Source organism: Oceanobacillus sojae (assembly GCF_007991515.1).
Taxonomy (GTDB): domain Bacteria; phylum Bacillota; class Bacilli; order Bacillales; family Amphibacillaceae; genus Oceanobacillus; species Oceanobacillus sojae.
This window is the reverse complement of record NZ_BJYM01000001.1, coordinates 322,843-337,660: the sequence shown is the minus strand read 5'-3', so window position 1 is coordinate 337,660 and position 14,818 is coordinate 322,843. Positions and strand designations below refer to the sequence as shown.

The following is a 14,818-nucleotide window of genomic DNA, read 5'->3' as shown; positions in this document are numbered from 1 at the left end:
TAACGTGTAAAGCCACCGCTGCGGCGGACCGTTTTGCTTTCCTAGGGGCATGCTCTTCAGCTAACTTGAAAAGAAAACCGCTTTTCAAGTTAGCTGAAGCCGTCCCCATAGAAAGTGTAGTGGTTGGTTGCAGGAGCTATACACAATTTTCATTTCAATAGAAGGATGATTTAACAACATACAAGCAGGATAAATGATGGACATGTTTATTTTTGAATAGCAAGGTATAGATGCTTATTCTCAAGTGCGAAAGTTGAGTCATTAAATAAGCACTCATATCTAATTGTTATGAAGCAACTCTATAAAGGTTATCCTGTTTAGTAAGTAAATGTGCATATTATGCAGTTCTCTGCAAACATGATAAAATAATATTACTCAGATGATAGATAAAGGAGACGGGATTATGACTAAGAAATTAATTTTAATTGACGGTAACAGCATTATTTATCGTGCTTTTTTTGCGTTACCGCTGTTAAATAATGAAAAAGGTGTCTATACCAACGCGGTCTATGGTTTTACAACGATGCTGCTTAGAATTTTAGAGGAAGAAAAGCCGACACATATGCTAGTTGCCTTTGATGCAGGTAAAACAACATTTCGCCATCAAACCTATAAAGAATATAAAGGTGGGCGGCAAAAAACTCCTCCAGAGCTTTCGGAACAATTTCCGGTCTTAAAGGAATTGCTTGATGCGTTTGATATTAAGCATTATCAGCTGGAGCAATATGAGGCAGATGATATTATTGGAACACTATCGAAGCAGGCAGATAATCAGGACTGGGAAGTGACTGTTATTTCTGGAGATAAAGATTTACTCCAGCTTGTATCGGATCATGTAACGGTCAGTGTTACCAAAAAAGGAATCAGTGATATTGAAAAGTATACACCGGAATATCTTCTTGAGAAAATGCAGGTAACCCCTGAACAGATTACAGATTTAAAAGGCTTGATGGGAGACAGCTCCGATAATATTCCGGGTGTTCCGGGTGTAGGTGAAAAAACAGCAACAAAGCTGTTAACACAATTTAATAGCCTGGAGCAGGTGTATGAGCATCTGGATGAAGTGAAAGGTAAAAAGTTAAAGGAAAATTTAACAACATATCATGATGATGCTGTCATGAGTAAAGAGCTGGCAACGATAAACAGAGATTCTCCAGTTGCGGTTGGTCTGGAAGATGTCATTTATGAAGGTTATTCAACAGGATCTGTCCGGAATATTTTTATGGATTTAGGATTCCAATCATTATTGACACGACTTTCTGGTTCAGAAGAAACAGAGGAAGAGGCCGTGGAACATAAAGAAATTAAATATGATATTGTGAACGATGTAACGGAAGAAATCTTCTCAGATGAAGATGTGATTGTTGTAGAAATGTTAGGCGAAAATTATCATACAGCACAGATTGAAGGAATCGGAATTGTAAATGACAATAAAAAAAGCTTTATTCCTACCTCTGCTGCAATGGAATCTTCTGTTTTTAAAAATTGGGCAGAAAACCCTAAAAAAAAGAAAATTGTATTTGATGCCAAACGGACAAAGGTTGCTTTACTGCGTAATGATATTCAAATTGAAGGAATTGTATTTGATGCCCTGCTCGCTTCCTATTTAATCAATCCTGCTGAAAATAATCATGATATTCCCGCTATTGCAAGCAGAAAAGGGAATTATGATTTATCCTTTGATGAAGAAGTTTACGGTAAAGGTGCTAAACAAAAAGTACCGGAAGAAGAAATTCTTAGCGAGCATGTTGTTCGAAAAACCAATGCATTGCTTGAATTATATCCGGAGATGGAAAAAGAATTAGAGGAAAATGAACAGGCAAAGCTATTAAAGGAATTAGAAATGCCGCTTGCTCTGATTCTGGCTGAAATGGAGCATCAGGGTGTCTTAGTAGATGTCGAACGTCTGAAGGAAATGGGTGATGACTTAAAGGAAAGACTCAGCAATTTAGAAAAAGAAGTTTATGAATTGGCGGGCAAGGAATTCAATCTCAATTCACCGAAGCAGCTTGGTCCAGTGTTATTTGAAGATTTGGGACTTCCGGTAATTAAGAAAACGAAGACAGGCTACTCCACAGCAGCTGATGTGCTGGAGCAGCTTGCAGACCAGCATGAAATAATACCAAAATTACTTTTGTACCGTCAGCTGGGTAAGCTGCAATCAACCTATATTGAAGGTTTGCAAAAGGTGGTCCGCAAAGATACCCATAAAATTCATACGCGTTTTAACCAGGCTTTAACACAAACTGGCAGATTAAGCTCGGTAGATCCTAATCTGCAAAATATTCCTATCCGTCTAGAGGAAGGCAGAAAAATACGCGAGGCATTCGTTCCCTCACAAAAAGGCTGGAAAATGTTTGCTGCTGATTATTCTCAGATTGAATTACGGGTACTTGCCCATATTGCAAATGATGAGAAATTGATTACTGCCTTTAAAAATGATTTAGATATTCATACGCAGACGGCAATGGATGTATTTCATGTTGAAAGGGACGAGGTTACATCGAATATGCGTCGCCAGGCGAAAGCTGTTAACTTTGGAATTGTGTATGGAATCAGTGATTATGGTTTATCGCAAAACTTAGGTATTACGCGAAAAGAAGCCAAGCAATTCATTGAACGCTATTTTAACAGTTATCCAAGTGTAAAAGAATATATGGATGACATTGTTGTAGAAGCAAAACAAAAGGGGTATGTAACGACCCTGATGAATCGCCGCCGTTATCTACCTGATATTACCAGCCGAAACTTTAATGTACGCAGTTTCGCGGAAAGAACAGCAATGAACACGCCGATTCAGGGTAGTGCTGCCGATATTATAAAAAAAGCAATGATCGATTTAGACCATCGAATTAAACAAGAAAAACTGCAGGCCAAGCTTTTATTACAAGTTCATGATGAATTGATTTTAGAGGCGCCAGAGGATGAAATTGAAATCTTAAAAGAGATCGTTCCAGAAATGATGGAGAGGACCGTAGAGATTTCTGTGCCATTAAAAGTGGATTATTCTTATGGTGAAAGCTGGTTTGACGCGAAGTAAGGGGAAGAAAAAATGCCGGAATTACCAGAGGTAGAAACAATTAAAGAGACGTTGAAATTACTTGTCCAGGGCAAAACAATAGAAAATGTAGATGTGCTTTGGGCAAATATTATAAAGCAGCCGGATGATGCAGAGATATTTAAGCACCTGCTGGAAGGCCAAACCTTTCAGGAAATAAAGAGAAAAGGGAAATTTTTGCTCTTTTATTTAGATGATTATGTGCTCGTGTCTCATTTAAGAATGGAAGGGAAATATCGATTGCATGCACAAGCTGAGGAGATCGAAAAACATACGCATGTGATTTTCTATTTAAAAGGTGGCGAAACACTGCGTTATAACGATGTCCGCAAGTTTGGAACCATGCACCTGTTAACCAAAGGAAGTGAATTTACACAAGCACCTTTAATGGCTTTGGGACCAGAACCATTTGAGGAAGCATTTACTGCTGAGTATTTTTATCAGCAGCTAAAAAAATCATCTAGATTTATCAAAACAGCACTTCTAGATCAAAATCTTGTGACGGGACTTGGTAACATTTATGTTGACGAGACCTTATTCCGTTCCGGAGTTCATCCTTTAACAAAATGCAATGAACTGACTAAAAAAGAAGCAGATGCGATTCGTTCTGCTGCAATTGAAACACTACAGGAGGCTGTAAAGGCTGGCGGTACAACCATCCGCAGCTATGTGGACAGCCAAGGAAATATGGGAATGTTTCAGCAGGTTTTGTATGTTTATGGTCAAGATAAAAAACCATGTAAAACATGCGGTGAAGAAATTATAAAAATGAAGGTTGGCGGCCGGGGGACACATGTATGTCCTAAGTGCCAGCCGCAAAAAGGTGAATGATTTATGAGTTTAGTGATTGGATTGACTGGAGGAATCGCCAGCGGAAAAAGCACAGTAGCAAAAATGTTTGCTGAGTTAGATATTCCGGTAATTGATGCTGATGTAATAGCCAGGGAGGTAGTGGAGCCGGGGGAAGAGCCATATAAGCGTGTGGTAGAGGTATTTGGTAAAGAAATATTAAATCCGGACGGCTCGATTAATCGGCCGAAGCTGGGCTCTATTATTTTTTCAAACGAAGACAAAAGAAAACAGTTAAATCAAATTGTTCATCCGGCAGTCCGTAAACAGATGTTAAAGAAAAAAGAAGATTATATTGAGCAAGGGGAAAAGTGCGTTGTATTGGACATTCCTTTGTTGTTCGAAAGTAAGTTAACTTCCCTGGCAGATCAAATTTTAGTTGTATTTGTAGATGCAGAAACACAGCGCAAGCGTTTGTTGGAAAGGAATCAGCTTACTGAACAGGAAGCAATGGACCGGATCGGTTCACAAATGCCTTTAGAAGAGAAGGCAAAGCTTGCTGACGAACTAATTGATAATAATCATACTATAGAGGAAAGTAAAAATCAGCTGTTGGATTTATTAAGAAAATGGAACATAATTGAATAGTTAAACACAGTACAGGCACCATCTAAGCTTATTATAAAGTGAAGATAGTGCTTTTCTTTATTATCTAAATTTTAAATGCAGATACTCCAAATAATGATAAGAAACATTTTTATATTTAATGACACACTTTACCTTATATATGTTATACTAATTGTAACAAAAGATAAAAAGTATAACATAATCAGGAGGAAAGAAGTGCTTATGGAGAAAACGCGTATTGCAATAACAGGTTTTGGCCGAATTGGTAGAATGGTTTTTCGTCAGGCGATGGAGGAGGAACAATTAGAAGTTGTTGCCATTAATGCAAGTTATCCATCAGAAACACTTGCTCATCTAATTAAATATGATAGTGTTCACGGCCCTTTTAAGGGAGAAGTGAAAGCGTTGCCGAATAAACTGATTGTTAACCGCAAAGAAGTTCTTTTAGTAAATTCCAGAAATCCTGAAGAACTCCCTTGGAAGGATCTTGGTATTGATGTTGTTATTGAAGCAACAGGTAAGTTTAAAACGAAAGAGACAGCGGGTCTTCATTTGCAGGCGGGAGCAAAAAAAGTGATTATAACTGCGCCTGGAAAAGAGGTTGATAAGACAATTGTAATCGGAGTAAATGAAAGTGATTATAACCCGGAGCTGGATGATGTTATTTCCAATGCGTCCTGTACTACAAATTGTCTGGCCCCGGTGGTAAAGGTTATTGATGATCACTTTACAATAAAGAATGGCCTGATGACAACAGTCCATGCTTTTACAAATGATCAAAAGAATATTGATAACCCGCATAAAGATTTACGTCGGGCAAGGAGCTGTACGCAATCTATAATTCCAACGACGACCGGCGCTGCTAAAGCACTTGCAGAAGTGATGCCTAAGCTTAAAGGTAAATTACACGGGATGGCATTACGCGTGCCGACTCCTAATGTGTCCTTAGTTGATTTAGTGATTGATATTGAAGAAGATGTCACTGCAGAAGAGGTTAACGCAATATTTAAACAGGCTGCAGAAGGAAATATGCATGGAGTCATTCAATATTCTGATGAACCTTTAGTTTCTGTTGACTATACAACAAGTACTTATTCTGCAACAATTGATGGCCTGTCAACGATAGTAATGGATAATAATAAATTAAAAATTATTGCCTGGTATGATAACGAATGGGGTTACTCAAAACGAGTTGTTGACTTAACCAGCTATGTAGGCTATAAATTAGAACAGAAGGTACGTTTAACATCATAAGAACAGGAAGAAATCCGCGTGAAAAACTTCATGCGGATTTCTTTTTCTGTTATTAAACTTTAAATTTACCTGCTTCATCCTGAAGTTCTTGAGCAGTTTCGCTTAAGGATGTAGCGACATGAGCTACTTCATTCATTGTTGCAGTCTGCTCCTCCATCGACGCTGCAATCGTATCAATATTTCCGGACATGACTTGAGAGCCTGTTGAAATCTCTGTAACCGATGCTGCCACTTGTTCTGCACTTGCTGAAAGCTCCTGTGAGGTCGCTGAGATTTCCTGAATTTCATTTGTCATACCTCGAATAGCTTCTACAATAGATTCAAACGATGAGCCAGCTTCAGTAATAACCTCTACTCCTTTTTGAACAGCAGGCAGGGCACTTTGCATAGCTTTTTCAACATTTTCTGTGTCATTTTTAATTTCTTTAGTTAACATGCTGATAGAACCAGCTGATTTTTTTGACTCCTCTGCCAGTTTACGTACTTCATCTGCCACTACTGAAAATCCTTTTCCCTGCTCCCCTGCACGAGCTGCTTCAATTGCTGCGTTTAATGCTAACAAATTTGTTTGATCTGTGATATCAGTAATAACCTTGGTGATATTTTCAATTTCTTCTGTTTGTTTTGCCAATTTTATCACAAGTTCATTTACTGAAGATGCCGACTCATTAATATTGTTCATCTGCTGCTGAGCATCACCGATAATCTTCGTCCCGTTTTGAGCAGATTCACTTGTTTCACTGGAAGAAGAAAGAAGCGATTGTGCGGCTTCAGCAATCCGCTGTACACCTTGTGCAGTTTCTCCCATCGCAATGGAGCTTTCATTCGCTGCATATGCTGCTGTTTGAGAGGTTTCAGCTGTATCGGCAGCCTGCTTTGTCACTTCTTCTGTTGTAGCAGATGCTTCTTCAGCACTTGCAGAGAGCTCTTCAGATGATGCGCCTAACTGTTCCGCATTTTGTTGGATACGAACAATTAAGTCACGTGTATTATTTTTAGAAGCATTGAAAATAACAGCCAATTGACCTAGTTCATCTTTCGATTTAACAGCAATATCTTCAGCAGATAAATCACCATCGCCAATTTTCTTTGCAATATCCATAACACTTAATAATGGAGCTGTTATAGAACGGCGAACATAGAACATTAAACCAATTCCAATTAGTATACTTGCCCCTAAAACAATGATTGAAACAACCTGTGCGATACCAATCGCAGAATCTATTTCTCTTTCGATATTATCCATTTGTCCTACTTGATAGTTTTCCATTGCTTGTGCCGCTTCAAACATTCCTTCATTGACATCTTGAACAGTTGTATTGACAATTTCTGTTGCCTGTTCTATATTGTCATTTTGAACAGCAGCTATTATATCAGGCATTACTTCGTTGAATTCATCATTTGGGATGCTGGCCTGTTTCCAATACATTCTCATTTCTTCTGAAGCTAAATACCCTTCCAGTTCGTTTAAATTTTCATCCAGCTCCCCGGCAACAGTCAGAAGATTTTCTCTATGCATGTTTTCCTCCGGTTCTAAAATCAACGAACGGATATGGAGCGCCTGCATGGCGACATCGTAGCGGATGTTTTCAATTAAGAAAAGCTGTTCCAGGCGGTAATCCATTGCTTCTTCTACTTCGCTTTTAATATTTTTCAAATTCATCATACTGCTGCCTACAGAAACAGCTAATAAAACAATTAACACAATAAAAGATAAATTTAACTTCTTTCCTACACTCATTAAACATACTCCTTCTTCTTTAAAAATGATATAATTACTTTCTTATTTAGTATATCGGTCGTTTACAGTTAATATGTAGTAGGTCTTTTCTATTGTTTTGTGAAAATAATACTACAACTAATTACCGGAAACTGATCTTATTGAAGCTCCGAAAATTTTTTACTTGTTTTTGAGATGATTTCAACAAATTTTGCTTTATGTTCAACCTGAATGCTTCTTCGTTTTAGGAAAGTAGTTTAAATGTTTAAATCATGTTAAAATAGTACACACGTGATAATTATATTCATATGTTCAAGAAGTGTGCGCTTTATAAAGCAGATAAATAGAACCTGACAGCTGATTTCATAGGCTTACGAATACTGAAGGGTTATTTTTTACCGGACTTTTTGAACACTCTCTTACTAGTGAAAATATAGGATGTGTATGTATATGTCGATGGGTTATAAAATTAAACGTTTTTTTAATAATCATTCAGAAACCAGTGATAATCATATAGATAAGTCTTTAAAAACCAGGTATTATAAAGCGAGTAAGAATACAGTTATTCAAACTGTAGAGGATTATTTTAATTCGAGTCCGGATTTTTCAATTCATGCACGCTCCGATCAGCATGGAGAGATTGGAGCCACCAGCAAACGCGGTAAAAAAGTTTTAGTTATCGCTACAGTTGTGATGGTTCGGCCATACCATACAGCACTCGATTTTTCTGTAACGACAGAAACACCTGTTCATATTGATTTTGGCCATAGCAATAAAATAATAAGAAGAGTATATCAGCATGTAAATGAACAGCTGCCGGAGATAGAAATGTAATTTGAGAAGGAGTGAACGAAATGCGTTGTTCCAACTGTAATAACAAAAATACTAAAGTACTGGATTCTCGACCGATAGAAGAGGGAGCAGCAATACGTAGACGCCGGGAATGCGAGAAGTGCGGATTTCGTTTTACCACTTTTGAACGGATTGAAGAAGTACCACTCATTGTTGTGAAAAAAGATGGCATGCGTCAGGAATTCTCGAGAGAAAAGCTGACAAGAGGCATTATCAGAGCATGTGAGAAGCGGCCTGTAGCTATAGATACGATAGAAAACATTGCATTGGAAGTAGAAAAAAGTTTGCGAAACACAGGAAATTCTGAGGTTTCCAGTCATACAGTAGGTGAGATGGTGATGGAGAGACTTGCAGAAGTTGATGAGGTCTCTTATGTCAGATTCGCATCTGTATATCGTCAATTTAAGGATATCTCCGTTTTCTTAGACGAGCTGAAAGAAATTATTAAAACGGATAAACAAGCACATGAAGAATAAAAATGAAATTATGTGGCCGGGACTGCGATTACTCGTCCAGTCGAAAACATTTTTGATTGAGGGCCCTGCCGGACAAAATTTGGGACTGCGGTTACTCGCCGCACGAGAGACATTGCAGACTCTTATACATTTTTACTTTTCAAAAAAGGATGGGTTATCATGAATGTAATTGGAAAAATCCTTCCTATTGATGGATATAATGTTGTTATGGACAAACAGCCTCCACTTGATTTTAATGCTTCTTTGACACATCTGTATCAGCCGTTAATCGGTATCCAGGCAATTTCTTTATACTATACTTTGTTTTATGAGGTGGGTCATGTGCAAAAGGTGCAGACACACCATACATTAATGACATATTTAAATTTGACACTGGATGATATCTACCGTGCACGTATAAAGCTGGAAGCCATCGGGTTATTAAAAACTTATAAAAGAACAGAGGACGGCAGAGATTATTATACGTATAATGTGCAGTGCCCATACTCTCCGAATCAATTTTTCAGGGAAGCAATGCTGTCTCAGCTGCTGCTGCATCATATAGGAGAACTGAAATATAATGAGCTTTATTCGCGTTATGTAAAGGATAGCCATCTATATGGCGAAGAGGTAACAGCTGATTTTAATGAAGTGTTTGATACAATAACACCATCTTTGCCTGTTGCTGAGAATGTAAAAACAAAGAGGCAGTGCACTGAAAAGGATTCAATGGATTTTTCCTGGATAGAACAAACGCTCAAGCAGCGGTTTATTCCAGCCGAAAGAATCCTAAATTCTGCGAATAAAAAGCTTATTCATCAAATGAAGGTATTGTATGACATAGAAAGTGTTGATATAGAGAAAGCACTGCTGTGGGCTCTTGATGAAGATAATAAATTGAATCAGGAAGAGTTTAAATCAGCATGCCACGACATGTTTATTTCCCGTAACAACGGGCAGTCTATCCGTTTAAAAGAAAAGATAACGGCGAATACAGAGGTTATAATGAAGAAGCCTGAAACAAAGGAAGAACAGCTTATTCAAGAGCTGGAGACAATTTCTCCAAAGCAATTATTAGAAGATCTATCAGATGGGAATCATGCATCTGAGCAGGATATCAAGGTTGTCCGCGAGGTTATGACCAGGCAGGGATTGCCAGCTCCTGTCATGAATGTTTTAATTCATTATGTCCTGCTGCAATCAAATATGAAGCTGTCTAAAGCTTATATGGAAACTATTGCCGGCCACTGGTCCAGAGTTGGACTGAAGTCTGCCAAAGAAGCGATGAGCTTTGCTAAACAAGAACAGGAAAAATATAAGTCTGCTAAAAATAAACCAAGAAAAAATAATAATTATAATTACAATAATAGCTATAAGAAAGAGGTTGTTCCGGATTGGTTTAACAACCGGAAGAAGAAACAGCCGGTGAATACAGGCTTAAGCGAAAAAGAGCAGCAGGAAATTGAAGCTAAGCTGCAAAAATATTTAAATGAAAGCTGAAAAGGAGGGATGCTTGATGAAGCCTATACAATCAGAATTAAAAGCATGGATGGATAAGAATGAGAATTTCAAATCCAATTACACTAGAATAAAAAAAGAAATTCTGAGTGATCCCTCTATTCAATCATTTTTACATGAACACCATGAACTGACTGACTACGATATTGAAAAGAACTTAATGCGGCTATATGAATATAAGACACAATCCAAGCAATGTGATCGCTGTGCTTCTTTTGGAGAATGTCAAAACATGGTTCAAGGGTACTCTCCGATATTAAGTATGGATAAGAATGAAATTAGACTCAGTTATGAAAAATGTCATTCACGTATTCAGGCTGAAGAACAGCAGGCGCAGCAGAGGTTATTTCAAAGTCTTTATATGCCAAAAGAGATTTTGGAAGCGAAAATGTCAGAAGTTATTCAGGATAAGTCGAGGATTTCAGCAATTGGTGAAATTATCAATTTTTTAGAGGAAGCTAAAACAAGTTTGCCTAAAAAAGGTTTATATCTTCATGGCTCGTTTGGAATTGGTAAAACATATCTATTAGGTGCTGTAGCGAATGAACTGAAAAAGAGAAATTACTCAACTACACTCATTTATATGCCGGAGTTTGTCCGGGAAATAAAGGGTTCTTTTAAAGATGATTCTTTTAATGAAAAGATAGATTTCTTTAAGAAAGCAGATGTTTTAATGCTGGATGATATTGGGGCGGAATTACAATCAGCCTGGTTCCGGGATGAAGTATTAGGCTCTGTCCTGCAATATCGTATGATGGAAGGCTTACCTGTTTTTTTCTCTTCCAACTTTGATTTAAATCAACTGGAGAAGGAACTTGCAAGTACAAGAAATGGTGTGGAAGAAGTCAAAGCCGGGCGGATTATTGAGCGCATTAAGCAGGTAAGTACAGTGGTGAAAATGTCTGGTGAAAACAGAAGAGACGAATAGAAAAGAGGATTTCCGCTGATGGAAATCCTCTTTTCTATTCATATGTTTATCATCAGGTGAAACTTTTTAAATGTTTTTTTAAATAGGTATAACAAGTATCTTTTTGCAGATTTTTTTATACAGGATGTTCAAAAAGTCCCTAAGTGCTAGTATATGCTCTTGATCCATTCGTGAGATTCATACGAATGGATCAAATCTAGTTTTTAGCAAATATTACGAGCAAGAATTAACTTATATATCACTTTTTGAACACCCTCTTATACTACATCAAGCAAATCTGCTAGTCTGACTAGTTTGAGCATTTTTATCTGAACTTGTCCATATAATGTAACAGTTTGTAAGTGGATGAGGGTGATATGTATTGTTGGAAGTGTATTTTGAATCAAATAAGGAAGTAGCGGCTTTTCGTAATCAGTTAAATCCATATAGAAAAAAGATCAGAGTACATCAACAAGCAAATACCAGATGGGGTAATAAATTATGTCTGGAAGGTGATTTAGCAGGGATAGATTTAATTAACGTGATAAGCTCTGCGATGGCAAATGTTTTTATAGAAGAGCATCTTTCTGATATCATCATTCGAAAAATCACAAATAATTATTACTTTTCAGATCCTGATGAAATTAATCGTATTTATGATTTTTCTATGTGGATTTTATTTGACTCAGATTCTGATAATCAGTTTTTACGTGAGCAGGTAGATACAACAAAGCTTTTGCAGCATATCTTTTTTTTGCATTTAAAGGAACATACGAGTATTCATTTTAGTGCGATATTGCATTTTCGGCTGGCTCATTTTTTAGACTTTATTCAAGAATGTGTCGGGAAGGCTATTGAAGAATTTAAGAGGGAAGAGGATCATCAGACATTTATTGATATGTTACGTCATTATATTGAGAAAAAAGATCCTTGTGTTGATTTAATTCATATAGAGCAGGGAGAAAATTTTATTTTTTACAATGAAAAAGGGGAAGTAATTTCTAAAGATATGCTGCGTTTTTGGATGTATCAAGCCCCCTTATATGCATTAGGTTTACATGAAAATGAATTTAATTTAAGTCCGCTTATTGCAATGTCACCGGCCAGAATAAAAGTATATGGAGATAATCCAGCAGATCCGAAAATAATGACAATAACAAATATTTTTCAGGAAAGGGTAGAATTTGAAAGGAAAGGGATATCGATTCTTTCTCGTTTAGATTAAACAATTGGACTTGCTTTTCAATCCTGGAAGGAATATAATACGTATAGAGTTTGAAAATGAAACTGCTGAGATGAGGACATGATTATTTTCAGCTTACGTATTCAGAGAGGGAAGTCCTTTGGCTGCAAGCTTCCTTTCGTAGAGAAATAATTACCCCCTTGGAGCATTGCTGCTGAAATAATTTGAAGTAGGCAGTAACGTTTTATCTGCGTTAAAGATCAATGAAGCTGAGGATAAAAGGATTTTTTATCTTCAGGAATTAGGGTGGAACCACGATATTAAACGCTCGTCCCTTTGCATAACGCAAAGGGATGGAGCGTTTTTATATTTGATAAAGGAGTTCGATGAAAATGGCTGATTTAACAATTATTTTTCCAGACGGAGCGGAGAAGCAATTCCCTGTAGGAACTACAGGTGAAGATATAGCAGCTTCGATTTCTCCAGGTTTAAAAAAACAGGCACTTGCTATTAGATTAGATGGAGAGGCTTTGGACTTACGCAGAGAGCTTCCTAAAGGCGGTAAGATTGAAATCATTACTTATCGTGATCAGGAAGGCCTGGAAATTGCTCGTCACTCTACAGCACATTTACTGGCACAGGCTGTGAAACGATTATATTCCAATGTCCAATTAGGTGTCGGTCCTGTTATTGAAGAAGGCTTCTATTATGACATTGATATGGAGCATTCATTAACACCAGAGGATCTTCCTAAAATAGAAAAAGAAATGAAAAGAATTGTAGATGAAAACTTAGAAATAAAACGTGTGGAAGTATCCCGCGATGAAGCAAAAGCACGGTTTGCAGAAATTGGCGATGAATTAAAATTAGAGCTGCTTGATGCGATCCCTGAAGATGAAACTGTAACAATTTATGAGCAGGGGGAATTCTTTGATTTATGCCGGGGTGTGCATGTTCCTTCAACAAGTAAAATTAAAGCATTTAAATTATTAAGTATTTCTGGTGCTTATTGGCGTGGAGACAGTAATAATAAACAGCTGCAGCGTATTTACGGAACAGAATTTGAAAAAAAATCACAATTAGATGAGTATCTGCGCATTCTGGAAGAGCGTAAAGAACGAGACCATCGTAAGCTTGGTAAAGAGCTGGGCCTCTTTACTGTATCGCAGAAAGTTGGTCAGGGGCTGCCGCTATGGCTTCCAAAAGGGGCGACTATCCGTCGTAATATTGAACGTTATATAGTTGATCTGGAAGAACGATTAGGCTATGACCATGTATACACTCCTGTACTCGGTAATGTGGAGCTCTACAAAACAAGCGGCCACTGGGATCATTACCAGGAGGATATGTTCCCGCCAATGGAAATGGATAATGAAGAGCTTGTGCTGCGTCCAATGAACTGTCCGCATCATATGATGGTTTTCAAAAATCAATTATGGAGCTATCGTAACCTGCCAGTACGTATTGCTGAGCTTGGTACCATGCATCGTCATGAAATGAGTGGGGCGCTTGCAGGTCTGCAGCGTGTTCGTGCAATGACTTTGAATGACGCGCATATTTTTGCCCGTCCCGATCAGTTAAAAGAAGAATTTATTCGTGTTGTAGAGCTTGTTCAAAAAGTATATAAAGACTTTGGGATTGAAGACTACTATTTCCGTCTCTCTTATCGTGATCCAGAGGATAAAGAGAAATATGTTGATAATGATGCTATGTGGGACAAAGCGCAGGCGATGCTGAAAGAAACAATGGAGGATATGAAATTAGAATATGTAGAAGCAGAAGGAGAAGCTGCCTTCTATGGTCCAAAGCTGGATGTTCAAGTGAAAACAGCATTAGGAAAAGATGAAACATTATCTACTGTACAATTAGATTTCCACTTACCGGAACGCTTTGATTTAACTTATATTGGCGAGGATGGAAAAGAGCATCGTCCTGTTGTTATTCACCGTGGTGTTGTGTCTACCATGGAGCGTTTTGTTGCATTTCTTATTGAAGAATACAAAGGAGCTTTCCCAACATGGCTCGCTCCGGTACAGGCAAAAATTATCCCTATATCCCTGCAGGCGCACCTTGATTATTCGAAAGAGATAGAAGAAAAATTACGCCAGGAGGGTATCCGCGTAGAATTAGACAGCCGTGATGAAAAATTAGGATATAAAATACGTGAAGCGCAGACACAAAAAATTCCATTTGCTCTTGTATTAGGGGATAAGGAAATGGAAGCAAACAGTGTTAACTATCGCCGTTACAGTGAGCAAAATACAGAAACACTCCCATTTGATCAATTCGTTGACTTTATCAAAGCAGAGATTGATCAGAAGAAATAAGCATTGTTTATGGCTAAAAAGGAGGCTATTTTCATGTGTTATGTGAGAATAGCCTTTTTGGTGTCTGACGGCTAACTGCATCAAAGTAATGGCTGTCTATTTTAAAAAATACATTGACACTCTTCAAT

12 protein-coding genes and 1 other annotated feature are annotated in these 14,818 nt (G+C 37.7%); of the genes, 11 read left to right on the top strand and 1 reads right to left on the bottom strand.

Features of this window, described 5'->3' with window-relative positions; genetic code table 11:
* Nucleotides 1-403 precede the first annotated feature (403 nt).
* From polA to OSO01_RS01660, 4 genes are all read left to right on the top strand, one after another.
* A complete protein-coding gene (polA, locus tag OSO01_RS01675) occupies nucleotides 404-3,040 on the top strand; it encodes a DNA polymerase I (protein ID WP_147207987.1) in 2,637 nt (878 codons plus the stop codon).
* A gap of 12 nt (nucleotides 3,041-3,052) precedes the next feature.
* The gene (mutM, locus tag OSO01_RS01670; protein ID WP_147207986.1) at nucleotides 3,053-3,889 is read left to right on the top strand and encodes a DNA-formamidopyrimidine glycosylase; all 837 of its coding nucleotides are present in this window, start codon (nucleotides 3,053-3,055) and stop codon (nucleotides 3,887-3,889) included.
* Nucleotides 3,890-3,892: 3 nt separating this feature from the next.
* A complete protein-coding gene (coaE, locus tag OSO01_RS01665; RefSeq protein WP_147207985.1) occupies nucleotides 3,893-4,495 on the top strand; it encodes a dephospho-CoA kinase in 603 nt (200 codons plus the stop codon).
* Between the two features lie 201 nt (nucleotides 4,496-4,696).
* The gene (locus tag OSO01_RS01660; RefSeq protein ID WP_147207984.1) at nucleotides 4,697-5,728 is read left to right on the top strand and encodes a glyceraldehyde-3-phosphate dehydrogenase; all 1,032 of its coding nucleotides are present in this window, start codon (nucleotides 4,697-4,699) and stop codon (nucleotides 5,726-5,728) included.
* A 52-nt stretch (nucleotides 5,729-5,780) separates the two neighbouring features.
* Here the strand turns inward: OSO01_RS01660 and OSO01_RS01655 are convergent, their stop codons facing one another.
* Nucleotides 5,781-7,469 (bottom strand): methyl-accepting chemotaxis protein, encoded by a 1,689-nt coding sequence (locus OSO01_RS01655; RefSeq protein WP_147207983.1) that lies wholly within the window; start codon nucleotides 7,467-7,469, stop codon nucleotides 5,781-5,783.
* 429 nt (nucleotides 7,470-7,898) lie between these two features.
* On the opposite strand from OSO01_RS01655, the gene OSO01_RS01650 reads away from it, so the two are divergent.
* From OSO01_RS01650 to thrS, 7 genes are all read left to right on the top strand, one after another.
* A complete protein-coding gene (locus OSO01_RS01650; RefSeq protein ID WP_147207982.1) occupies nucleotides 7,899-8,282 on the top strand; it encodes a cytosolic protein in 384 nt (127 codons plus the stop codon).
* 20 nt (nucleotides 8,283-8,302) lie between these two features.
* Entirely contained in the window at nucleotides 8,303-8,776 is a 474-nt protein-coding gene (nrdR, locus tag OSO01_RS01645; RefSeq protein WP_077603243.1) for a transcriptional regulator NrdR, read from the top strand.
* A complete protein-coding gene (locus OSO01_RS23175; protein ID WP_156985427.1) occupies nucleotides 8,766-8,939 on the top strand; it encodes a hypothetical protein in 174 nt (57 codons plus the stop codon). Before nrdR ends, OSO01_RS23175 begins: the two co-directional genes overlap by 11 nt.
* A complete protein-coding gene (locus OSO01_RS01640; protein WP_147207981.1) occupies nucleotides 8,936-10,255 on the top strand; it encodes a replication initiation and membrane attachment family protein in 1,320 nt (439 codons plus the stop codon). Before OSO01_RS23175 ends, OSO01_RS01640 begins: the two co-directional genes overlap by 4 nt.
* Before the next feature lie 16 nt (nucleotides 10,256-10,271).
* Nucleotides 10,272-11,201 (top strand): primosomal protein DnaI, encoded by a 930-nt coding sequence (dnaI, locus tag OSO01_RS01635; protein ID WP_147207980.1) that lies wholly within the window; start codon nucleotides 10,272-10,274, stop codon nucleotides 11,199-11,201.
* Nucleotides 11,202-11,571: 370 nt separating this feature from the next.
* The gene (gene ytxC, locus OSO01_RS01630) at nucleotides 11,572-12,405 is read left to right on the top strand and encodes a sporulation protein YtxC (protein WP_246145006.1); all 834 of its coding nucleotides are present in this window, start codon (nucleotides 11,572-11,574) and stop codon (nucleotides 12,403-12,405) included.
* Between the two features lie 58 nt (nucleotides 12,406-12,463).
* Nucleotides 12,464-12,702 (top strand) — a binding site (T-box leader).
* A gap of 53 nt (nucleotides 12,703-12,755) precedes the next feature.
* Nucleotides 12,756-14,690 (top strand): threonine--tRNA ligase, encoded by a 1,935-nt coding sequence (gene thrS / locus OSO01_RS01625; protein WP_147207978.1) that lies wholly within the window; start codon nucleotides 12,756-12,758, stop codon nucleotides 14,688-14,690.
* The last annotated feature ends 128 nt before the right edge of the window (nucleotides 14,691-14,818 follow it).